Genomic DNA, 22,591 nt, shown 5'->3' with positions numbered 1-22,591 from the left:
GCAAGCTCTTTTTTTTCGCTGTCATTATTGTCGCTTCAGCAGGCGGCGGTATCCGAGGATGAACCGTGTTGCGCAGTGGCGCGCCCTGCATCCATCTTCCAGCTCACCAGCGCCACCACGATCCCGGCCAGCGGCAACAACGCCGCCACATAAGGCACTGCATGCAGGCCCGGACCATGATCGATGGTTACGCCACCCAGCCAGGCGCCGGCTGCATTGCCTAGGTTGAAGGCGGCGATGTTGGCCGAGGAGGCCAGGTTCGGCGCGCCGGTGGCTTTCTCCAGCACCCGCATCTGCAGCGGCGGCACGGTGGCGAAGGCGGCCATGCCCATGAGGCCCACGCCGATGATGGCGGCGACCTTGTTGTCGACGGTGAGACCAAACAGCACCAACACCGCCGCCAGCAGCACCAGGCTGCCCAGCAGCGTGGCCATGAGCTTCTTGTCGGCCAGCTTGCCGCCGGCCAGGTTGCCGATCACCAGTCCCAGGCCGAACAGCAGCAGGATGGGCGAGACCGCCGAGGCCGGGAAGCCGCTGAGGTCGGTCAGGATAGGGGCGATGTAGGTAAAGGCCGCAAACACGCCGCCAAAACCCAGGACCGTCATCAACAGCCCCAGCATCACCTGCGGCCGCATCAGCACGCGCACTTCCTTGCCAAAGTCGGTTTCCTCGCCGCCCTGCGAGCGCGGCACCAGCACCGCGGTAGCCGCCAGTGCGATCACACCGATGACGGTCACGGCCCAGAAGGTGGCGCGCCAGCCATAGCTCTGGCCCAGCCAGGTGCCAAAGGGCACACCCAGCACATTGGCCACCGTCAAGCCGGTAAACATCAAGGCGATGGCCGAAGCCTGCTTCTCCTTCGGCACGAGGCTCGTGGCCACCACCGAACCGACGCCAAAGAATGCGCCATGCGCAAACGAGGCCACCACGCGGCCTATCATCAAGGTCGTATAGTCCGGCGCAATCGCGCAGGCCAGGTTACCCACCACGAACACCACCATCAGGGCCACCAGCAAGGTCTTGCGCGGCAGGCGGCCGGTGGTGGCGGTGAGCAGCGGGGCGCCCACGAACACGCCCAGCGCGTATCCTGTGACCAGCAGCCCGGCCGAGGAGAGGCTCACCCCCAGATTGGCGGCGACCTCGGGCAAGAGCCCCATGATGACGAATTCGGTCGTCCCGATGGCGAATGCGCTGATGGTCAGCGCCCAGAGTGCAATTGGCATGGCAAATCCTTGTAGGGTGGTCGGTTGCGCCGGCGTGATCAGGGCGGAGGGAGGCCCGGCCAGCAATGTGAAGGATTGTGCACCTGCTCTTTGTTGAGAAAAATGCCTTTAAAATCAAAGAATCTTTGATCTGGAGTCAACAATGAGCCTGCAATCGGAAGAATTGCGTACCTTCGTGGCCGTGGTCGAGGCCGGCACCTTGTCGGCGGCCGCCGAATTGCTGGCCCAGACCACGTCCGGTGTCAGCCGCGCACTGTCGCGGCTGGAAGACAAGCTGGGCGCAAGCCTGCTGACCCGTACCACGCGCCGCATGGAACTCACCGAAGAAGGCCGCGCCTTCCTGGAGCAGGCGCGCGCCATCCTGGCGGCCATGGAGTCGGCCCAGGACAGTATCCGCCTGCGCACCCGCAAGCCCGTGGGCAAGCTGCGGGTGGATGCGTCGGCGCCTTTCATGCTGCATTGCGTGGTTCCCCATGTCGGCCAGTTTCGCGCAGCCTATCCGGATATCGAACTGGAGCTCACCACCAATGACCGCTTCATCGATCTGGTGGAGCACCGTGCCGACATCGCCATCCGCATCGGCGAGCTGCAGGATTCCAGCCTGCACGCCCGCGCACTCTCCTCGGCGCGCCTGAACGTGGTGGCCAGTCCCGCCTACCTGGCGCGCCATGGCGAGCCTGAGTCGGTGGAGGCGCTGGAACAGCATCAGCTGATCGGCTTTTCCCAGCCGGATCAACTCAATCACTGGCCCTTGCGCCACAGCGCCGGTGACCGCTACCAGACCCGGCCCGCCATCCGCGCCTCCAGCGGCGAAACCATCCGCCACCTGGCCTTGCAGGGGCAGGGCATTGCCTGCCTGTCCAATTTCATGAGCGATGCCGACATTGCCGCCGGCCGGCTGGTGCGTCTGCTGCCGCAGGCCGATAGCGGCTATCGCCAGAAGATATCGGCGGTCTACTACTACAGCACCCAGTTATCGCGCCGCATCAGCTGCTTCCTGGATTTTTTGCAGGAAAAGCTGTAAATCGGAAACGTTTTGCCGTTATCCAGGTCTGAGCGCCAGCGTCGCCGCAAGGGGGAAAACGACCTGTGGCCGTTATCACAACAAGATTGATCCGGAGAAGAACATGAAACCAACGGAAACCGGTGCGCGCCAACGCCCGACCCTCCTATCCGCCATAGGCCGCATCAGCAGCATCAGCAGGGGCAGCCGCACGATGCACGCAGCAGCCCTGGCGTTCGCCCTCGGCGCGACCATGTCCCTGCTGCCGGTTAAGCCAGCCCAGGCCGCCAGCGCCACCGTGCAATCCTTCTCGCCGCAGGGCGAAGTGCAGCGCATCCGCCAGGTACGGGCGCGCTTCTCGGAATCCATGGTCAAGTTCGGCGACCCCAAGGCCGCCTCTCCCTTCGACGCCGATTGCGCCGTCGCCGGCACCGCGCGCTGGGCCGATGACCGGAACTGGGTCTACGACTTCGAGCGCGACCTGCCGCCCGGCACCCGTTGCAGCTTCACCCTGCGCGCAGAGGCGAAATCGGTCGCCGGCAATAGCGTGGGCGGCAAGACCCGCTTCCAGTTCAGCACTGGCGGTCCGGCCGTGAGCCGGGTGCAACCCTATAGCGGCGCGCAGATCGCCGAAGACCAGGCCTTCATCCTGTTCCAGAACGGACCGGCCACCGAGCCCTCCGTGCGTCAGCATCTGTATTGCGAAGCCGAAGGCATCAACGAACGCATTCCCGCCAAGGCCGTCGGCGAGGCCGACCGCAAGGCCCTGCTGCAGCAATTCGCCAAGGGCGTGGATCCCGCATCGGTCACCATCGTGCAGTGCCAGCAACGCCTGCCCAACGAAGCGCACGTGAAGCTGGTCTGGGATCGCGGCATTGCGGCGGCCAATGCCCCCGCCGTGGTCACGTCGCAGCCGCAGGTCTTCAACTTCCAGGTGCGCAGCGAATTTGCCGCCAGCCTGTCCTGCCAGCGCGAGAACGCCAATGCGGCCTGCTCGCCGATCCTGCCCGTGACCCTGTCGTTCTCTGCCCCCGTGCCGCGCAAGCTGGCCGAGCAGGTGGTGATGAACGCCACCACCGGCAAGATCAAGCCGACCCTGGAAGGCGACAAGGATGAAGCCGTGCGCGAGCTGCGCTTCAAGCCGCCGTTCCCGGAGAAATCCGACTTCACCATCAGCCTGCCGTCTGGCTTCAAGGATGAGGATGGCCGCACCCTGGCCAATGCCGGCGCCTTCCCGCTGAAGTCGGCGCTGGCCGATTTCCCGCCGCTGGCCAAGTTCCCGGCGGCGCCCTTTGGCATCATCGAGCTCAATGCCGATCCCACGCTGCCGGTCACGCTGCGCCGCGTGGAAGCCGGCTTGCAGGTGCGCGGCAAGGATGGCCGCGCCATGCCCGGCCAGGTCGCCGACCTCAAGGTCAATGGCGACAAGGCAGTCATCGCCTGGCTCACACGCCTGAACAAGTACCATGAGAAATGGGGCGATCCCAAGAAGGTCGATACCCGCAGTGTCAGCCTGCTGGCCAAGGAACCAGGTGCAAAGAAACTCGACCTGCCCGCCCAGAAGGACGCCAAGGAGGGCGAGTGGCCCTTCGAAGTGATCGGTATTCCCCTGAAGGATCCCGGCTTCTACGTGGTCGAACTGGAATCGCAGAAGCTGGGCGCCTCGCTGCTGGGCAAGCCACAGCCGATGTATGTGCGCACCAGCGCGCTGGTGACCAACCTGTCTGTCCACGTCAAGCTGGGCCGTGCCAATGGCGCGGTCTGGGTGACCCGGCTGGATGACGCCAAGCCGGTGGCCGATGCCGAGATCCGCGTTTCCAATTGCGATGGCGCCCAGATCTGGCAGGGCAAGACCAACGCCAGCGGCGTGGCCATGATGCCGGCCCTGGAAGATGCCTGCGCCAACCGTGGCTACAGTCCCGACAATGCTGACAAGATCAACGGCCTCTTCGTGAGCGCCCGCAAGACCGACGAGAAGGGCCGCCAGGACATGGCCTTTGCGCTGACCTCGTGGAACGAGGGCATCGAATCCTGGCGCTTCAACCTGCCCACCGACATGGACAAGTCGGCCACCGTCCGCGCCACCACTGTCTTCGACCGTACCCTGTTCCGCGCTGGCGAGACCGTCTCGATGAAGCACGTCATCCGCACCGAGACCCTGCAAGGCTTCGGCCTGATGCGCAAGGAAGACCTGCCCACGCGGGTGCGCATCAGCCATCTCGGCAGCGGCCAGCAATACCAGTTCCCGCTGACCTGGCGTGGCAACAAGAGCGCCGAGACCACCTTCGTGTTGCCCAAGCAGGCCAAGCTGGGCAGCTATGAGGTCGTGCTCGATCAGGGCAAGGTGGACGCGAACGCCAGCGCCGAGCCCACTGAGCAATCCGACGACGGCGACTACGAGGGCGGCTACGGACGTGGCACCTATGTCACCGGTAGCTTCCGCGTGGAAGAATTCCGCCTGCCGCTGATGCAAGGGCGCATCACCCCACCCAAGGGCGCGCAGGTCGCCGTCAAGGAAATGCCGCTGGACCTGCAACTGAACTACATCAACGGCGGTGCTGCCGCCAACCAGGCGGTGCAGGTGTCGTCGCTGCTGCGTTCGCGCTCGCTCAACATCGCCGGTTACGATGGCTTCTCCTTCGATGCTCCGCGCAGCGATGACGACAGCAATGCCGATGACCAGAAGATCGTCGCCGACAAGCTGGCCATCACACTCGACAAGAATGGCGCAGGCCGCGCCACGATCAGCAAGCTCCCCGCGCTGCAACGCCCGCAGGAACTGCTGACCGAGATGACCTACAGCGATCCCAATGGCGAGGTGCAGACCATCTCCAACGTCACGCCGCTGTGGCCTTCGGCAGTGGTGGTGGGCCTGCGCACTGGCAACTGGGTGTCGGTGAAGAAGAAGCTTACGTTGACAGCCGTCACCCTCAATACCGCCGGCCAGCCGCAAGCGGGCGTGCCGGTGGAAATCCGTGGCATCGCGCGCAAGACCAATTCGCACCGCAAGCGCATGGTGGGCGGCTTCTACGCCTATGAAAACGATGAGAGCAAGCAAGACCTGGGCAAGCTCTGCTCCGGCAAGAGCGACCAGCACGGCATGTTCACCTGCGATACCGAACTCTCCGAAGCAGGCAATGTGGAATTGATCGCCAGCGCCAAGGATGGCAATGGCAACGCCGCCGCCGCCCGCTCCTCGGTGTGGGTGACCGGGCGCGGCGAAGTCTGGTTCGATGGCGAGAACCAGGATCGTATCGACATCCTGCCCGAGAAAAAGAATTACCAGCCCGGCGAGACCGCCAACTTCCAGGTGCGCATGCCGTTCCGCTCTGCTACCGCCCTGGTAGCGGTGGAGCGCGAGGGCGTGATCGACACCCGCGTCGTGCAGCTGTCAGGCCAGGACCCGACCATCAGCGTGCCGATGAAGGCCGAGTATGGTCCCAACGTCTATGTGTCGGTACTGGCCGTGCGCGGCCGCATGCGTGAGGTGCCGTGGTATTCCTTCTTCATCTGGGGTTGGAAAGAGCCCATCAACTGGTGGCATGAGTTCCGCGAATACCAGGGACCGGGTCCCATCGTCGATCTCTCCAAACCAGCCTGGAAATTCGGCATCGCCGAAGTCAACGTCGGCGATGCGGGCCATCGGCTGCAAGTGGCGGTCAGTACCGACAAGCCGACCTATCCCATCCGCGCCATCGCCAAGGTGCAAGTGCAGGTGAAGCTGCCCAACGGCAAGCCCGCCGCCGGTGGCGAATTCGCCCTGGCCGCCGTCGATGAAGCGCTGCTGGAGCTGCAGCCCAATGGCAGTTGGGACGTGCTGCACGCCATGCTGCAACGGCGCAGCTATGGCGTGGAAACTTCCACTGCGCAGATGCAGGTGGTCGGCAAGCGCCACTATGGCAAGAAGGCCACGCCCGCCGGTGGCGGCGGGGGCCGCGCACCCACGCGCGAATTGTTCGATACCCTGCTGGTATGGAAGCCCAATGTCACGCTGGATGCCGAGGGCAGGGCGCAACTGGATGTTCCGCTCAATGATGCGCTGACATCCTTCCGCATCGTCGCCATCGCCGAGAATGGCATCAGTGATTTCGGCACTGGCAGTATCAGCATCCGCTCCACGCAGGACGTGCAGGTCATCTCCGGCTTGCCGCCGCTGGTGCGCGAGGGCGACAGCTTCAACGGCGCCGTGACCGTGCGCAACACCACCACGCACGACATGACGATCAAGGTCGCCGCGCGCGCCCAGGGCGGCACGGCAGCGAGCACGCTGACGCTGCCTGAACGCGAGGTGAAGATTGCCGCCGGCCAGTCCGCCGAAGTGATGTGGCCGGTGCAGACCCCGGAAGGCATCAACCAGCTGGCCTGGGAAATCAGCGCCCAGGAGCAGGGCGGCCAGAAGGCGCGCGACGCCATGAAGTTCACCCAGCGCGTCGTTCCTGCCGTGCCGGTCACGGTGCAGCAAGCCACGCTGTTCCAGCTGGACAAGAACGCCGCCCTCGACGTGGCCCGGCCCGCCGACAGCCTGCCGGGACGCGGCGGCCTGGCGATCTCGCTCAAGCCCAGCCTGGCTGGTGGCAGCGATGCGCTGACCCGTTACTTCGTCAACTATCCCTTCGCCTGCCTGGAACAGAAGACCTCCAAGGCCATCGGCCTGCGCGATGAAGCCGCCTGGCAGAAGATCGTGGCCGACCTGCCCACCTATCTCGATGGCGACGGCCTGGCCTATTACTTCCCGCCCAGCGACAGCGGCGCACGCCGTGGCAGCGACACGCTGACGGCCTATCTGCTGGCCGCCACCAACGAAGCCGGCTATGCCATCCCGCAGGCCAGCCGCGACAAGATGCTGGATGGTCTGGCCGCCTTCGTGGAAGGCAAGGTGATGCGTGATTTCTGGTCACCGCAGAAGGACCTGGATGTGCGCAAGCTGGCCGCCCTCGAAGCACTGTCGCGCTACAACCGCGTGCAACCGGCGATGCTGGGTTCGCTCCAGATCAATCCCAATGTCTGGCCGACCTCGGGACTGCTGGACTGGATCGGCATCCTGCAGCGCGTCCCGGCCATCCCCGACCGCCAGAAGAAGCTGGACGAAGCCGACCAGATCCTGCGCGCCCGCTTGAATTTCCAGGGCACGCGCATGGGCTTCTCCAATGAAGAAGGCGATTACTGGTGGTGGCTCATGAGCAGTGGCGACGCCAACGCCAACCGCCTGATCCTGCTGGAGCTGAACAACCCGGCCTGGCGCGAAGACATGCCGCGCCTGATCGCCGGCGCCATCGGCCGCCAGCAGCGCGGTCACTGGAGCACCACCACCGCCAACGTCTGGGGCAGCCTGGCGCTGGAGAAATTCGCCCGCAAGTTCGAATCGGAACCGGTCACCGGCGCCACCCGCGCTACGCTGGAGCAGAACGGCGCCAGCGCTGCGACACAAAGCCTGGCCTGGAGCGGCGCGCCCAATGGCGGCAAGCTGCAACTGCCGTGGCCGGAAGGCAATGCCCAGGGTGGCAGCGTGCGTCTGGCGCAAGAGGGTAACGGCAAGCCCTGGGTTACCCTGCAGAGCCTGGCGGCAGTGCCGCTCAAGCAGCCCTTCGCGGCCGGCTATCGCATCACCCGCAAGGTCGAGGCCATCGAGCAGAAGCAGGCCGGCGTCTACACCCGTGGCGACGTGTTGCGCGTGACGCTGGATATCGACGCGCAAGCCGAGATGACCTGGGTCGTGGTGAGCGATCCGGTGCCGGGCGGCGCCACGCTGCTGGGTTCCGGCCTGGGCCGCGACTCCGCCATCGCCCAGGGCAAGCAGGACGCCCCGCGTGAGCGCGGCATGGGCTGGCTGGCCTATGAAGAGCGCAGCTTCGAAGCCTATCGCGCCTACTACGAAGCCATGCCCAAGGGCCGCACCAGCATCAGCTATACCGTGCGCCTGAACAATGCCGGCGAATTCAACATGCCGCCCACGCGGGTGGAAGCCATGTATGCGCCCGAGATGTTCGGGGAAGTCCCCAATGGCAAGCTGGTCGTGAAGGCAGCGCAGTGAGCGCCATGACTGCACGCAAGTCCAGCACCGGCGCACTGTGTGCGCTGGTGCTGGCGCTGCTCATGCCCGTGGCGGCCCATGCCGTGCCCTCGTTCAAGGAAGTGCAGCGCGACTTCCTGCCGTCCGAGGCCAGCCTGCTGGACCGCAACGGCGAGCTGCTGCAGCGCATGCGCATCAACATGGACGAGCGCAAGCTGGCCTGGGTCAGGCTGGAAGACGTCTCGCCCGCCTTGCGCCATGCGCTGATCGCCTCGGAAGACCGGCGTTTCTACCAGCACAGCGGCATCGACTGGAGCGCCGTGGCAGCCTCGGCCTGGGGTAATTTGTGGAATTCGAAGACACGCGGCGCCTCCACCATCACGATGCAACTGGCGGGTTTGATCTATGACGATCTGCGCCGCAAGTCCGGGGCGCGTTCGCTCACGCAAAAGGTGTCGCAGGCGTGGATTGCGCAATCGCTGGAGCGCAACTGGCGCAAGGACCAGATCCTGGAAGCCTATCTCAACCTGGTGGCCTTCCGGGGGGAGCTGGTCGGCGTGCATGCACTGTCGCGCATCATGTTCGGCAAGCATCCGAGTGGACTCGACCAGGGTGAAGCCGCCATCGCAGTGGCGCTGATTCGTGCGCCCAATGCGACGCCCCGCCGCGTGGCCGACCGCGCCTGCGCCATCTTGAAGGAAGAGGGCCCGGGCGAGCAGTGCAATGGCATGGATGGCCGCACCGAACTGGCCTTGGCGCGGGTCTCGGCCAAGCGCGATCTGCCCGGGACCAGCGACGCACCGCAACTGGCTCCGCACCTGGCGCGCAAGCTCTTGAGTGCACCGGGGCAGCAATTGCGCTCCACCCTCGATGCCCGCTTGCAGCGCTTTGCCACGCAGGCCTTGCGCCATCAGCTGGCAGGGCTGGCCGATCGCAATATCGAGGATGGCGCCATCATCGTCATCGACAACGCCACGGGCGACGTGCTGGCCTGGGTCGGTTCCAGCGGCCCGCTCTCGGCAGCGGCCAATGTGGATGGCGTGGTGGCGCAGCGGCAGGCAGGTTCGACCTTGAAGCCCTTCCTCTACGAACTGGCCATCGAAAAGAAATGGCTGACGGCCGCCTCCTTGCTGGACGATTCCCCCGTCAATCTGGCCACCTCCGCCGGGCTCTACATTCCGCAGAATTACGACAAACAATACAAGGGGCTGGTGAGCCTGCGCACTTCGCTGGGTTCATCGCTGAACATCCCGGCCGTGCGCACGCTGGTGATGGTGACGCCCGAGCGTTTCTTCCGTCGCCTTCAGGCACTGGGTTTCAACCTGCGCGAGAGTGGCGATTACTACGGCTACAGCCTGGCGCTGGGCAGTGCCGACGTGACGCTGGCCAATCTGGCCAATGCCTATCGCGTGCTGGCCAACCAGGGTCGCTACACACCTTTGCGCACGCGGCTCGACGAAGCGCGCACGCCAGCGCGCGCCACGCAGGTGATGGACGCCGACGCGGCCTACATCGTCGGCGACATTCTCTCCGACCGCAGTGCGCGTGCGCGGACCTTCGGCCTGGAGAATGCACTGTCCACGCGCATCTGGACCGCGGTCAAGACCGGCACCTCCAAGGATATGCGTGACAACTGGTGTGTTGGCTACTCCACGCGTTATACCGTAGGGGTATGGGTCGGCAATGCATCGGGGGCGCCGATGTGGGATGTCTCGGGCGTGACGGGCGCCGCGCCGGTGTGGCAGGAGGTGATGCAGTACCTGCATGAACGCGGACGCAACGGTGGACGTGAGGCCGGCAACGGCCCTCCAGCCAAGCCCGCTGGCGTGCAGGCGCAGATGATCCGATATGAGCAGGAGGTGGAAGCCGCCCGCACCGAATATTTCTTGCCCGGTACCGCGCAGGCCGAGATCCGGCTTGCCCACGCGCGCGACATCCGTCCCGCCATTACCTATCCGACCGCAGGCATGCTGGCCGCGCTGGATCCGGATATCCCACCGGCACGGCAGCGCATCCGTTTTCGCGCGCAGGGGGTGCCAGCGGGTAGCCGTTGGGTGCTGGATGGCAAGCTGATGCCGCAGGAAGTCATGCAGGCGGGCAGGGTGAAGGCGCAGAAGGTCAGCACCAACGCATCGGCCTCGGGTGAGGAAGAACTGGGCTTTGACTGGATGCCTTGGCCGGGCAAGCATGTGCTGGTGTTGCAGGACAAGGGCGGCCAGGAACTGGATAGGGTGCGGTTTGAGGTGCGTGGGGCGGTGGCCCGACCGGAAGAGAAGCGGCGGCGCTGAACAGGCGGTCCATGGGCCAGCCTGCGCCCATGGACGCTTGCAACTGCTCAGGGTTGCGGGATCAGTTGCGGTGATACCTGCCTGGCGTGCGCGGCAAAGATGTGTTCGGCATCCAGTGGCAGCAGATAGCCTTCCTGTACCAGTCTGTCGCCGGCTGCCTTGACCTGCGCAGCATAGTCGGCGCGGCCCTGGTAGCGCTGGTCGAGTGCAGGCCGGGGATCGCTGCTGCTCCTGGTCGCGCCGCTCACGGCGAAGGGAATCGCACTGCCCAGAGAAGAGCAGGTTTCCCCTTGCGCATGACCGGCAGCGCGCAGGTTCCATCCCGTATAGGTTGCTAGAGGGACCGCCACTTCAGGCTGGGCAATGCCGCCCAGTTCATTACCATCGGCATCGACCTTCGGCACCAGGATGCGATACGGCCGCGTGGGATCGGCTACCGGTATCGCAGCGCGATAGTCGGTGACGGCGAGCGGATTGTGGATGCCGCTATAGGACAGATGCAGTTCTGTGGGCCTTACTGTTCCTGCGGCATTGGCCAGTGGCGCCAGCACATTGTCCAGCGCAGGGAATCCGACCGAGGCCTGGTCAGGCGTGACCGCCGTGCCGTCACTCACGGTCGGATAGCGCGAGGGCGGTGGCAACTGTCCCTTCGCCAGCCAGTTTTCCATCGCCGGAATCATGGCCCGCAGCACTGGCGCCTGGGTCACCGGGCTAGGCGGGAATTGGCACATGCTGTCCTGGCCGTTCTGCTTCACTACGCCGTTCTTGATGCCAGGCCCGCCTGCATGCTGGGTGCCGGAGATCAGGTAGTAGCGCACGTTGTCCGGCAAGGTCAGGTCCTTGCCCGCACCATCGGTGACCACCAGTGCGCCACGACCACCCCACCATTCAAAGCTGCCATCGATCTGCATGATCTTCGGGCAGGTCATGCTGGCGCTGCATTGCTTGAGCAAGCCATCGGTCACGCCACTGACCGGATCTTGCATGACGTTGTAGGCGAAGGGGAACTGGTCGCCCGGCATCCAGTGTTCTTCGTGACCCTTGGACCAGCGGCCCGGTTGCGAAAAACGCTCATTGATCCAGGTGCGGCGTCCACCCGGGATGATGGCGATCATCCCGTCGAAGACCTTGTTTCCCTGCGCGTTCTTGTTGAATCCCATGTAGAGGAAGTCGCGCATGAAGCGGCCCGACTGTGAGATCCCTTCACCAATGGTCAAGTCGAAATTACGCTTGTCGTGCGCCGTGCAAGCCTGCTGGCTGACGCAGGCGGCGTCTTTCATGTCGTTGAGGGGATTGGCCGCACCCTTGGCATCGGCCGACGCATCGCGCAGGAAGCTCACCAGATCACGCACGGCCGCAAAACCGATGGCCATCACCCGGGGATGGCTGGCCGGATAGACGAAACTGTAGATGCTGCCCTGGTCGGCCGGCACGCTTGTGCCAGCCGGGCCGGGCACTGCCGAGGGCGGCGTGAAGACCACACTCACGCTGCCATCCGCCTTGGGCTCGTAATGCCACTCAGTCACGGGGGCGGAGGGCGCCTGGTAGTCTTGCTGGCCCTGTCCGTTGCGCCAGGTCTGGCGCACGGTGAAGCTGACCTGCGACTTGTCGCGTAGGGAGGCTGGAGGGTAGGCGAGCTTGAATTCCTTGTGCCCCTGATGGAAATCGGGGATGTATTCTTCGCGGCTCAAGCCGGTGATGGCCGAGCCGTCCTTGTTGGCGACCACCGGGAACCGTGTGCCCAGCGCGCCGTCGATGGCTGCCCCTGATTGCTTCAGGTCGCCCTGCCAGCCGCTCCAGACGATGGTATAGCCGGCTCGCAGCAGGGAAGGGTAGTTGTCGCCGGGGGCGGGGCCATTGCGCAAAGATTTGCCGCCGATGAAGAATTCCTCGGCCAACTTGCGACCGCGATTGGCCACGTCATAGAAGAGTACGCGGCGCGCCTGGGCGGCTGACTTGGGGCGCAGGATCACGAAGTCCGTCGTATAGGAGACATAACCATGGGCATCCCTTGGCGCCTTGTCGAGATCGGTAATCATCGCGTTGTCGGGATGATGGGCGTCGAGCTTTCCATGCACGATGCCCGAGACCAGCTGGTAGGGACCGGCTGCGCCGGCCGGCGTGGCCCCGCCAAAGGCGTCCGCGGTCTGGGTGATCTCGAGCTGCTCGATATAGCCGGCTGGCTTGAGTGTCGCGCCGGCGGCGTGGGCCTGTTCCATGGCAGCCGCGCCGAGGAGGGCGGTGAGCAAGGTGATGGTGGTTTTCATAGTCTCCCTGGTGATGGATAACGACGAGGAAGCCTAAGCCTACCGCAAAGTCGGCTGACGTTTTTTTGAGGGTAAAAAATACAAAAGGCCGACTGACTCGCGTCAATCGACCTTTTCTATTTTGGTGCCCACGGAGGGACTCGGTCACGTCCCTCGACCCCGTCCGGCCTTGCAAGGCCGGACTTTCTCGTCCCTCCCGCAAGGCGCGCAGGCGCCTTGCTCGTGGTCCCCAAAATACAAAAGGCCGACTGACTCGCGTCAATCGACCTTTTCTATTTTGGTGCCCACGGAGGGACTCGAACCCCCACACCTCGCGGCACATGGACCTGAACCATGCGCGTCTACCAATTCCGCCACGTGGGCCTTCTGCACATGCGATCAAACTGCATTGCTTGAAAGAGGCTGCATTCTAAGGGCAAAATTTTGTGTTGTCATCTTTTTTTTGAAGTTTTTTATGCTCCAAAAAACTAAGCAAAAAATGCCCTGTGCAGAGGGATGGATGATCCTAAAAACTAAATAATCTAGGTGTCATCAAATCATCCCATGCAGCGGGATGGTTCCATGGATCGCTGAAGCTACTGACAACCGTTCGACCTGAGTAGATCCGAAGGATCGTATCGAAGGCGCGCGGATGCTTGTGATCGGGATAGAAGCCCGCAAGGCGGAATGTGTTGGACGGCGCGCCTTCGATACGCTGCGCAGGGCGCAGCTACTCAGTCCGAACGGGGAGGGGGCATGAGTGGGCGAAAAGCAAAGCGTAGGCGCTTTATCCGTGGACCCCAAAACACAAAAGGCCGACTGACTTGCGTCAATCGACCTTTTCTATGTTGGTGCCCACGGAGGGACTCGAACCCCCACACCTCGCGGCACATGGACCTGAACCATGCGCGTCTACCAATTCCGCCACGTGGGCCTTCTGGCATCAGCGATAACTTGCTGTGCTTGAAAGAGGCTGCATATTAAGGCCTATCAGCCTGGTGGTCAACACCTAATTGAAAAATTCTTTATTATTTTTCCCAGGCCACATCCACATCCACATCCATCCCATCAACCACCCAGGTAGGCTTCCACCACCTTGGGATTGCCCAGCAGATTGGCGCCGCTATCCTCCAGCACGATCTTGCCGGTCTCCAGTACATAGCCGCGTTGCGCAATGCGCAGCGCCTGGCGCACATTCTGTTCCACCAGCAGCACGGTCATGCCGGTCTTGTTGATCTCCTGCACGATGCGGAAGATTTCCTGGATGATCAACGGCGCCAGCCCCATCGACGGTTCGTCCAGCAACAGGACCTTGGGCTTGGCCATCAGCGCGCGCCCAATGGCCAGCATCTGCTGCTCGCCACCCGAGAGATTGCCCGCCAGTCCGGCCGCACGGTTCTTCAATACCGGGAAGAGGGAATACACCCACTCCAGATCGCGCGCCACGCCGTCCTTGTCCTTGCGCGTGTAAGCGCCCAAGGCCAGGTTTTCTTCCACGGTCAGCGTGGTCAGCGTGGCGCGGCCTTCGGCCACTTGCACCACGCCGGATTCGACGATGCGGTGCGGCGACATCTGCAGCAGGTCTTGCCCGTGGAGCAGCACGCGCCCGCGCTGCGCCTTCACCAGGCCGGAGATGGCCAACAGAGACGTGCTCTTGCCCGCGCCATTGGCGCCGACCAGCGCGGTGATCTCGCCTTCGTTCAGCGACAGGCTGATGCCCTTGACCGCTTCGATGTGGCCATAGGCCACGGCCAGGTCCTCGACCTGCAGGATGGGTTGCTTGTTACCGCTGGCGCTCATGCTTCTTCCTTGCCGAGATAGGCCTCGATCACTTCCTGGTTGTTCTTGATCTGGTCCGGTGTGCCCTCGGCGATGATCTTGCCGAAGTTGAGCACGGCGATGCGCTCGCACAGACCCATGACGAAGCGCATGTCATGCTCGATCATGAAGATGGTGAAACCGCGCTGCTTGATGTTGACGATCTCGCTCATCAACTCGGTCTTCTCGGCCGGGTTCATGCCGGCCACCGGTTCATCCAGCAACAGCAGCTTGGGCTTGGTCGCCAGAGCCCGGGCGAATTCCAGCTTGCGCTGCTCGCCATAGGAGAGGCTGTCGGCCAGCATGTGCGCCTTGTGGTCCAGGCGCACCCAGGAGAGCAGCTCCAGCGCGCGTTCGCGGGCTTCTTTCTCGGCATTGCGGAAGCCGCCGAGGTTCAACAGCATGCTGGCCACGCCATAGTTCAGGTGATCGTGCATGCCGACCACGACGTTTTCCAGCAGCGTCATTTCCTTGAACACGCGGATGTTCTGGAAGGTGCGGGCAATGCCGCGCTCGGTGATCTTGTGCGGAGCGACCGCGCCGATGTCGTCGTCATTGAAGCGGATGCTGCCCGATGAAGCGCGCAAGAGGCCCGTGATGAGGTTGAAGACCGTGGTCTTGCCGGCGCCGTTGGGGCCGATCAGGCCGAAGATCTCGCCTTGTCTGACGTTGAAATTCACACCCTGCAGCACCTGCAGGCCGCCGAAGTTCTTGCTGATGTCGTTCAGTTGTAAAAGCATTACTTCACCTTCTTCTCAGCGTTGCGGCCCAGGAAGGCGCGGATGCGGCGCGGGTCCCAGATGCCCTTGGGCAGGTACAGCACCACCAGGATCAGGATCAGGCCATTGATGGCCAGGCGGAAGTCCTTGAAATGACGCAGCACTTCCGGCAGCAGCGAGAGGATGGTCGAGCCGATCATCGGGCCGATCAGGTTGCTGGTGCCACCAAAGACGGCCATGGTCAGGATGTCGACCGCATTCTCGAAGCCATAGTTGTTGGGGCCGATGGTGAAGGTGAAGTGCGCGTTCAGGCCCCCGGCCACGCCCGCGATGGCCGCGCCGATGACGAAGGCCAGGAGCTTGTAGCCGGCCACGTTCACGCCCATCAGGCGCGCGGCGATTTCATCTTCCTTGATGGCCTCGAAGGCACGGCCGATCTTGGAACGGCGCAGGCGCGCCAGCACATAGATGGTCACGCCCAGGAGCAGCACGATGTGCCACCACTCGGTGATCGGCGGAACGCCGTTTAAGCCCATAGGGCCGCCGGTGATGTCCAGATTCAGGACGATCACGCGCACCACTTCGCCAAAGCCCAAGGTCGCCATGGCCAGGTAGACACCGGACAGGCGCAGCGTGGGGATGCCAATCACCAGCGCCACCAGCGCAGGCAGCACGCCGCCTGCGGCCAGGGCGATGGGGAAGGGCATCTCGAACTGCATCGTCAACAGCGACGCGGTGTACGCGCCGATGCCCATGAAGGCCGCATTGGCCAGCGACAGCAGGCCGCAGGACAGGGTGACGTAGATCGACAGCGCCAGCATGGCGTTGACGCCGATGCTGAAAATGACCGTGTTGTAGGTGGCCCAGAAGCCATCCCACCATTCCATGAAGCCCATCTTATGCCTTCCTTTCCAGCACTTTGCCAAACATGCCGGAGGGTTTTACCAGCAGGATCAGGAACAGGAGGCCGAACGCCACCGCATCGCGGAAGTCGCTGGAGATATAGGCCACCGTCAACACCTCGGCAAAGCCGAGGAACAGGCCGCCGATCATGGCGCCACGGATATCGCCCATGCCGCCCAGGATGATGACCGCAATGCCCTTGTGCAGCATCGGCTGCCCCATGAAGGGCGAGATCGCATTGAAGGACACGCCCACCAGCACGCCGGCCGCGCCACCCAGGGCCGCTGCGGCAAAGGAGGTCAGCAGGAACAGGCCTTCGACGTTGATGCCCAGCAGGTACGCCGCCTTGGGCGACTCGGCAATGGCGCGCAGTGCGCGGCCCAGCTGGGTCTTGCGCATCACGCCCAGCAGCACCACCATCAGCACGAAGGCGATCACGATGATCGCCACCTGCACGGCGGTGATGTGCAGGTTGCCCAGGCTCACGCTCTCTTCAGGGATGGTGCCCTGGGGGAAGCGCTTGTTCTCGGCGCCGAAGAGGCCCTGCGAGATGTTGGTGATCATGATGGCCACACCGATGGTGGCGATCATCGGGATCAGGTGCGGCGCATTGCGCTTGCGCAAGGGCTTCAAGACCAGCACGTCGATGATGAGGCCCAACAGGCCCGTGGCCACCATGGCCAGCAGCAGCGCTACCCACAGGGGCAGGGCCATCTGCTCCACCAGCAGCAGGGCGGCGTAGCTGCCCAGCATGAAGATGGCGCCGTGCGAAAGATTGATCACGCCCAGCACGCCAAAGACCAGCGTGAAACCGAGCGCAAAGAGCGCGTACACGCTGCCCAGCGAGAGGGCATTGATGAGCTGTTGTTCTAACATGGGAACCTGCAATAGGTGATGAGATGGCCAGCGCCGCGCGCTGCGCGATCGCTTGCAGGCGGTCGCCGCCGGTTGCCCGGCTGCGACCGTCTTACGGCCTTGGGCTGCTTACTTCAGCAGGACGAACTTGCCGCCCTTGGCGATGTTGACGATGGCTTCCTGGTCGGCATCGAAGCCGACCTGCTTGCCTGCCACCGCCGGTGCGGCGCGGAAGGCGAACTTGCCGGTGGCGCCATCGATCTTGACCGCCGGCAGCGCAGCGCGCAGGGCGTCACGGTCCTTGGCCAGATTGCCGGAGAGCTTCACGTTCTTGAGCGCATCGGCCACGATGTACATGGCGTCATAGGCCTGGGCGGCGAACTGGTCAGGATCGGCACCGAACTTGGCCTTGTAGGCCGTGATGAAAGCCTTGTTGGCCGGGGTCTGGTTCTCGGCCGACCAGGGGCTGCCCATCAGGGTGTTGTCGCCGGCATCCTTGGCGATCTCGAACAGCTTGGGTGAGTTCAGGCCATTGCCGCCGATGAAGGGCTGCTTCATGCCCAGCGCGCGGGTCTGCAGGATGATGTTGGCGGCTTCTTCAGCCAGGCAGGAGCAGACGATGGCGTCCGGGTTGCCGGCCTTGATCTTGGTCAGCTGGGCCTTGAAGTCGACGTCGCCCTTGGCATAGGCCTCGGTGGTGGTGACGGGGATCTTCTGGTGTTCCAGGGTGGCCTTGAAGACGTCGTAGCCGGACTTGGTGAAGGCATCGTCATTACCGTAGATCACGGCGACCTTCTTGATGCCGAAGTGCTTCACGGCGGCCTTGACGGTGACGGGCAGCACGTCGGCTTCCATCACGGAATTGCGGAAGGTGAAGGGCCCCATGGCGGTGATGCCGTCAGCGGTGTTGCTGGTGCCGAACACCACCACCTTGGCGGCGTTGGCGATCGGGTCGGCAGCGAAGGCCGAGTTCGACAGGGTGGGACCGAAGACGGCCAGCACCTTGTCCTGGAAGATCAGCTTCTTGAAGACGTTGATGGCTTCTTCCTTCTTGCCTTGTTCGTCTTCGATCACCAGGGCCAGCTTGTCGCCGTTGACGCCGCCCTTGGCGTTGATTTCTTCGGACGCCAGCGTGAAGCCGTTCTTGATGGCCACGCCATACTTGGCGGCCGGGCCGGTCAGGGCTTCGGCCACGCCCAGCTTGATGTCGGCGGCCAGCGCCGCCTGCGACAGGGTGGCGCCGATCAGCAGGGCCGGAATGGTCTTGAGCATGGTATTGAATTGCATCGAGTTCTCTCCTCAGTTAGATATTGTAGAAATCGTCCGCATCACGGTGCGCCGTGCGCAACAGCGCGGCGCGACGTCATGTGGCGATTCCTTCATCGAGGATGATGCAAAAGACGCCCGGGATGGCCGGGACTTGTGCTCCATCCTCTGAAGACCGTTTTGCGGTCTCTTTCGATACAGCCGCCACAGCATACCCGAAAAGGCAGGCTGCGCCAGCAATTACAACCCGCTGCAACGCACCCGGGTAGGGCGCGCCACGGCGGCATGCGAACAACGTCCGGCCTGCGGACGAAGGGTGGTGCTCTTCTTTGATGCTGTCGCGCAAACCATCTGTTCCCGTTCGGACTGAGTAGGCCCGAAGGGCTGTATCGAGGGCGCAGCGACTGCGCGCCTTCGATACGCGGCTGCGCCGCTACTCAGTCCGAACGGGTGAACGATGGCGCCACGCGTTCGTTTCAGCGGTTAGTTCAGTTCCTTGCGCAATTGCGCAATGGCCGCACGCACCTGCTTGGGTGCGGTGCCGCCGATGTGGTCGCGTGCAGCCACCGAGCCTTCCAGCGTCAAGACGGCGAACACGTCTTCACCGATCAGGTCGGAGAAGGCGCGCAGGTCCGCCAGCGACAGGTCGGCCAGGTCGCAACCCTTGTCCACGCAGGTACGCACGGCGTGGGCCACGGCTTCGTGGGCGTCGCGGAAGGGCAGGCCCTTCTTGACCAGGTAGTCGGCCAGGTCGGTGGCGGTGGCGTAGCCTTGCAGGGCGGCTGCGCGCATGGCTTCCGGCTTGACGCTGATGCCGCGGGCCATGTCGGCGAAGATGCGCAGGGTATCGGTGAGCGTGTCGACGGTGTCGAACAGCGGTTCCTTGTCTTCCTGGTTGTCCTTGTTGTAGGCCAGGGGCTGGCCCTTCATCAGGGTCAGCAGGGCGATCAGGTGGCCGTTGACGCGGCCGGTCTTGCCACGCGCCAGTTCGGGTACGTCCGGGTTCTTCTTCTGCGGCATGATGGACGAGCCGGTGCAGAAGCGGTCGGCAATGTCGATGAAGCCCACGCGCGGGCTCATCCAGATCACCAGTTCTTCGGACATGCGCGAGATGTGCGTCATCACCAATGCGGCGCCGGCGCAGAATTCGATGGCGAAGTCGCGGTCCGAGACGGCGTCCAGCGAATTGCGGCAGACGTCGTCGAAGCCCAGGGTCTTGGCCACGCGCAGGCGGTCGATCGGGAAGGTGGTGCCGGCCAGGGCGGCCGCGCCCAGCGGCAGGCGGTTGATGCGCTTGCGGGCGTCGATCATGCGCTCGGCATCGCGGCCGAACATCTCGACATAGGCCAGCACATGGTGGCCGAAGGTGATCGGTTGCGCCACCTGCATGTGGGTGAAGCCCGGCAGGATGGTGTCGGCATGCTGTTCGGCCAAGTCCAGCAGGGCCAGGCGCAACTCGCGCAGCAGACCGATGATGTCGTCCACCGCGCCGCGCATGTAGAGGCGGATGTCGGTGGCCACCTGGTCGTTGCGCGAACGGCCGGTGTGCAGGCGCTTGCCGGCGTCGCCGACCAGCTCGGTCAGGCGCTTCTCGATGTTGAGGTGGACGTCTTCCAGATCCAGCAGCCATTCGAACTGGCCGGCTTCGATTTCACCCTTGATCTGGGCCATGCCACGCTGGATCTCGGCGTAGTCGGCGGCGCTGATGATGCCCTGGTGCGCCAGCATCTCGGCGTGCGCCAGCGAGCCCTGGATGTCGACCTGGGCCATGCGGTTGTCGAAGAACACCGATGCGGTATAGCGCTTGACGAGATCGGAGACGGGTTCAGAAAAGCGAGCCGACCAGGCTTCGCCCTTTTTAGCAAATTGGTCTGTCATATAGGGAATTCCGGAGAATGGGCGATTATAGCAAGCACAACTGCGCCAAGCCACGGCCATGCAGCCGGAAATGCTGCGGCGCGCGGATTTTTCGCGTTCCCGCTGCGGCTTGCTGCACGTTTTTTTCCTCACTTCCCAGCCGATGGCTGCGGCCGCGAAAACCGCTACGGGGAAGCGCTTGTTTCCATGTGGCATCATTTTTGCTTGTTGTTTTTACGCAAGTCTTCCTGCGGCGCAAAATAACTTGTACTGCTGACAAAACCTGCCGCTATACTCGAAGCGCGATGACTGATTCGGGCGACCTCGCGGTCGCCGGAAAAGCCGGGGCTACCGCCATGGAGCAACCGGAAACGATGCCGATGTCAACACTGAGGGGTGGCGTCATCCGGTCGCAGATGCCACGGGGGTGGTCCAGTAAGTGCTCATGAAGTCGATGTGTGGGGGTCGTCTTAAAGGAGAGAAGCATGAATCTGGAAGCACTGTTTCAGCAGCAAACTGCATTGCCTAGCATTCCGAAGGTGGTGCAGGAAGTCATCGAGAGCTTCAACAATGAATCGGTCTCGATCGAAGAGATCGCCAAAAAGCTGGCCGCCGACCAGGTCCTGAGCGCCAAGATCCTGCGCCTGGCCAATTCATCCTATTACCATGTCTCGCGCACCATCGGCACGGTCGATGATGCCGTGCTGATGCTGGGTTTCATGACCGTGCGCACGCTGGTGGTGAGCACCGGCATGGCAGGCAGCTTCAAGAAGCTGCCCGGTGTGGATCTGAAGCTGTTCTGGCGCTATAGCCTGGATACGGCCCTGGTCGCCAAGTGGCTGGCCAAGCGGGGCAAGCTCAATTCCGATTTTGCCTTCACGGTGGGGCTGATGCATGCCATCGGCCAGCTGGTGATGCACGCCGGCATGCCCGAACAGGCGCTGCAGGTGGACAAGGTGGCGGGCCCCCTGGATGCGCGCCGCCTGGACGTGGAGCGCAAGTCCTTTGGCTACGACTTTGCCGACGTGGGCGCTGAGCTGGCGCGGCGCTGGCGCTTCCCGGACGAGTTCGCGAAGGTCATCGAGGCCTTCCCGCAGCCGCTGCAGGGAGAGTTCGACCCCTTCGCAGCCATCGTCCACCTGGCCGCCTGGCGCGCCCGGGCGCACGAGAACCAGTATTCGGATGAGGAACTGGCCGCCACCTTCCCCGCCGAGGTCGCCGAGCGGTTGGGAGTGCGCCTGGAGACCTTCACCCAGGAAATGCCGCCGCTGGAGGAACTGGGCGAGGGCATGCAGGAGCTGATCGCCTGAGCCGTTCGCGCCCATGTCCCAAAAAAATTCCGCCCGGTTGAACCCGGGCGGAATTTTTCATGGTGGCAAGCGCCTACGGGCGCCGTCGCTACTCAGTCTCAGTAATTGAGCTTGGCATCCAGGAAGTTGAGCATGGAGCGATAGGCCTGGGTGCGCGCGTCCGGATTGGCGCCGCTGGTGACGCCTTCGCCGCGCTTGCCCACGCCGGCCACATCCATGCGCACGTGGACCGGCAGCCCCGGCGCATCGAAGTCGTGGTAGGTGTCGGGGTAGAGGCGCAGGGCCAGTTCGGTATCGCTGCCCTGCATCTTTTGCTCGATCGCCTCGCATGCCTGCGGCGGGGTCCAGTCATCGTTCTCGCCCATGAGGATCAGCAGCGGCGCGGCCGGCTTGAAGGGCTCGCTGGGCTTGGCGTAGGGACGGCAATCCGGATAGAAGGCCACGGCGGCGCGTGGCTGGATCTTGCGCACCGCCACGTCGGTCTCGGCCAGGTTCAGCGAAGCCAGCACCGTGGAGGCGCCATGCGACCAGCCCAGCAGGGCGATGCGCTTGACGTCCACGTCGGGCTGGGTGGTGACCCAGCGCATGGCAGCCTGCACATCGAAGCGACGGTTCATGGCGCTGATCTCGCGCTGGGCCACGGTATCCTGGCAGGTCGAGCGGCGGCCGCGCGGGGTGAAGCTGTCCGGGAACAGCACGTTGTAGCCGGCATCGGTGAGCACCCGCGCCATGGCCAGGTGACGCGGGGTGAATTCCCCGCGGCCATCCTTGACGATGCTGTAGAGACCGCCGCAGCCATGCAGGGCGATCACGGTGGGATAGGGGCCTTTGCTGTTGAGGGATTTGCGCGCCTTGATCCACACGCCATAGAGCGATGTGGCCTTGCCGCCGTTGCCATCCACGCTGGTCAGTGCGACGCGGCGCGCTTCCAGCGGCGCAGGCGGTGCGGAGTTGGGCGCGGCGTGTGTCAGCGCGCTGGCCGCGAGCATGAATGCCGCAGCGCAAAATGTGGCCAGAGGTGTTCCCCAGATACGCATGATATGTCGTTTCCCCGTATATAAGCCGTGCCGTCGCATCTGTTGTCCCCACGCGC

The 22,591-nt window shown here is 63.8% G+C and carries 13 protein-coding genes and 2 tRNA genes; 4 read left to right on the top strand and 11 right to left on the bottom strand.

What is annotated here, in order from left to right; genetic code table 11:
• Window positions 1–35 precede the first annotated feature (35 nt).
• A complete protein-coding gene (locus ACP92_RS14705; protein WP_013234902.1) occupies window positions 36–1,223 on the bottom strand; it encodes an MFS transporter in 1,188 nt (395 codons plus the stop codon).
• A gap of 142 nt (window positions 1,224–1,365) precedes the next feature.
• Here ACP92_RS14705 and ACP92_RS14700 point away from each other — a divergent pair, with 142 nt between their 5' ends.
• From ACP92_RS14700 to pbpC, 3 genes are all read left to right on the top strand, one after another.
• The gene (locus ACP92_RS14700; protein ID WP_013234901.1) at window positions 1,366–2,247 is read left to right on the top strand and encodes a LysR family transcriptional regulator; all 882 of its coding nucleotides are present in this window, start codon (window positions 1,366–1,368) and stop codon (window positions 2,245–2,247) included.
• A gap of 193 nt (window positions 2,248–2,440) precedes the next feature.
• Window positions 2,441–8,257 carry an alpha-2-macroglobulin family protein gene (locus ACP92_RS14695; RefSeq protein ID WP_013234900.1) on the top strand — a complete coding sequence of 1,939 codons (5,817 nt, stop codon included), beginning with the start codon at window positions 2,441–2,443 and terminating at the stop codon, window positions 8,255–8,257.
• 5 nt (window positions 8,258–8,262) lie between these two features.
• Window positions 8,263–10,524 carry a penicillin-binding protein 1C gene (gene pbpC, locus ACP92_RS14690; RefSeq protein ID WP_013234899.1) on the top strand — a complete coding sequence of 754 codons (2,262 nt, stop codon included), beginning with the start codon at window positions 8,263–8,265 and terminating at the stop codon, window positions 10,522–10,524.
• A gap of 47 nt (window positions 10,525–10,571) precedes the next feature.
• On the opposite strand, the gene ACP92_RS14685 is transcribed toward pbpC, so the two are convergent.
• From ACP92_RS14685 to argH, 9 genes are all read right to left on the bottom strand, one after another.
• Window positions 10,572–12,791, bottom strand: coding sequence for an alpha/beta hydrolase domain-containing protein (locus ACP92_RS14685; protein WP_013234898.1), 2,220 nt, complete (start codon window positions 12,789–12,791; stop codon window positions 10,572–10,574).
• Window positions 12,792–13,069: 278 nt separating this feature from the next.
• Window positions 13,070–13,154: transfer RNA gene (locus ACP92_RS14680), tRNA-Leu, on the bottom strand.
• A gap of 465 nt (window positions 13,155–13,619) precedes the next feature.
• A tRNA-Leu gene (locus ACP92_RS14675) sits at window positions 13,620–13,704 on the bottom strand.
• A gap of 134 nt (window positions 13,705–13,838) precedes the next feature.
• Window positions 13,839–14,570, bottom strand: coding sequence for an ABC transporter ATP-binding protein (locus ACP92_RS14670; protein ID WP_048348579.1), 732 nt, complete (start codon window positions 14,568–14,570; stop codon window positions 13,839–13,841).
• Window positions 14,567–15,328: an ABC transporter ATP-binding protein gene (locus ACP92_RS14665; RefSeq protein WP_013234896.1), complete on the bottom strand. Its 762-nt coding sequence runs from the start codon at window positions 15,326–15,328 to the stop codon at window positions 14,567–14,569. Before ACP92_RS14665 ends, ACP92_RS14670 begins: the two co-directional genes overlap by 4 nt.
• A complete protein-coding gene (locus ACP92_RS14660; protein WP_041310922.1) occupies window positions 15,328–16,203 on the bottom strand; it encodes a branched-chain amino acid ABC transporter permease in 876 nt (291 codons plus the stop codon). Before ACP92_RS14660 ends, ACP92_RS14665 begins: the two co-directional genes overlap by 1 nt.
• 1 nt (window position 16,204) lies before the next feature.
• Window positions 16,205–17,086, bottom strand: coding sequence for a branched-chain amino acid ABC transporter permease (locus ACP92_RS14655; RefSeq protein ID WP_013234894.1), 882 nt, complete (start codon window positions 17,084–17,086; stop codon window positions 16,205–16,207).
• A 108-nt stretch (window positions 17,087–17,194) separates the two neighbouring features.
• Window positions 17,195–18,352: an ABC transporter substrate-binding protein gene (locus tag ACP92_RS14650; protein WP_013234893.1), complete on the bottom strand. Its 1,158-nt coding sequence runs from the start codon at window positions 18,350–18,352 to the stop codon at window positions 17,195–17,197.
• Between the two features lie 462 nt (window positions 18,353–18,814).
• A complete protein-coding gene (gene argH, locus ACP92_RS14645) occupies window positions 18,815–20,209 on the bottom strand; it encodes an argininosuccinate lyase (protein WP_013234891.1) in 1,395 nt (464 codons plus the stop codon).
• Between the two features lie 464 nt (window positions 20,210–20,673).
• Here argH and ACP92_RS14640 point away from each other — a divergent pair, with 464 nt between their 5' ends.
• Window positions 20,674–21,498 carry an HDOD domain-containing protein gene (locus ACP92_RS14640; protein ID WP_013234889.1) on the top strand — a complete coding sequence of 275 codons (825 nt, stop codon included), beginning with the start codon at window positions 20,674–20,676 and terminating at the stop codon, window positions 21,496–21,498.
• A gap of 98 nt (window positions 21,499–21,596) precedes the next feature.
• Here ACP92_RS14640 and ACP92_RS14635 read toward each other — a convergent pair whose 3' ends face one another.
• Window positions 21,597–22,487: a dienelactone hydrolase family protein gene (locus ACP92_RS14635; RefSeq protein WP_231944330.1), complete on the bottom strand. Its 891-nt coding sequence runs from the start codon at window positions 22,485–22,487 to the stop codon at window positions 21,597–21,599.
• Window positions 22,488–22,591 lie beyond the last annotated feature (104 nt).

This window comes from Herbaspirillum seropedicae (assembly GCF_001040945.1).
Taxonomy (GTDB): domain Bacteria; phylum Pseudomonadota; class Gammaproteobacteria; order Burkholderiales; family Burkholderiaceae_D; genus Herbaspirillum; species Herbaspirillum seropedicae.
The sequence above is the reverse complement of the archived record's forward strand: the minus strand, read 5'-3'. Positions and strand labels throughout refer to the sequence as shown.

Coding starts and splice junctions, on each gene's coding strand:
- ACP92_RS14705 (WP_013234902.1), bottom strand. CDS start 1,223: ATGCCAATTGCACTCTGGGCGCTGACCATCAGCGCATTCGCCATCGGG.
- ACP92_RS14700 (WP_013234901.1), top strand. CDS start 1,366: ATGAGCCTGCAATCGGAAGAATTGCGTACCTTCGTGGCCGTGGTCGAG.
- ACP92_RS14695 (WP_013234900.1), top strand. CDS start 2,441: ATGCACGCAGCAGCCCTGGCGTTCGCCCTCGGCGCGACCATGTCCCTG.
- pbpC (WP_013234899.1), top strand. CDS start 8,263: ATGACTGCACGCAAGTCCAGCACCGGCGCACTGTGTGCGCTGGTGCTG.
- ACP92_RS14685 (WP_013234898.1), bottom strand. CDS start 12,791: ATGAAAACCACCATCACCTTGCTCACCGCCCTCCTCGGCGCGGCTGCC.
- ACP92_RS14670 (WP_048348579.1), bottom strand. CDS start 14,570: ATGAGCGCCAGCGGTAACAAGCAACCCATCCTGCAGGTCGAGGACCTG.
- ACP92_RS14665 (WP_013234896.1), bottom strand. CDS start 15,328: ATGCTTTTACAACTGAACGACATCAGCAAGAACTTCGGCGGCCTGCAG.
- ACP92_RS14660 (WP_041310922.1), bottom strand. CDS start 16,203: ATGGGCTTCATGGAATGGTGGGATGGCTTCTGGGCCACCTACAACACG.
- ACP92_RS14655 (WP_013234894.1), bottom strand. CDS start 17,086: ATGTTAGAACAACAGCTCATCAATGCCCTCTCGCTGGGCAGCGTGTAC.
- ACP92_RS14650 (WP_013234893.1), bottom strand. CDS start 18,352: ATGCAATTCAATACCATGCTCAAGACCATTCCGGCCCTGCTGATCGGC.
- argH (WP_013234891.1), bottom strand. CDS start 20,209: ATGACAGACCAATTTGCTAAAAAGGGCGAAGCCTGGTCGGCTCGCTTT.
- ACP92_RS14640 (WP_013234889.1), top strand. CDS start 20,674: ATGAATCTGGAAGCACTGTTTCAGCAGCAAACTGCATTGCCTAGCATT.
- ACP92_RS14635 (WP_231944330.1), bottom strand. CDS start 22,487: ATGCTCGCGGCCAGCGCGCTGACACACGCCGCGCCCAACTCCGCACCG.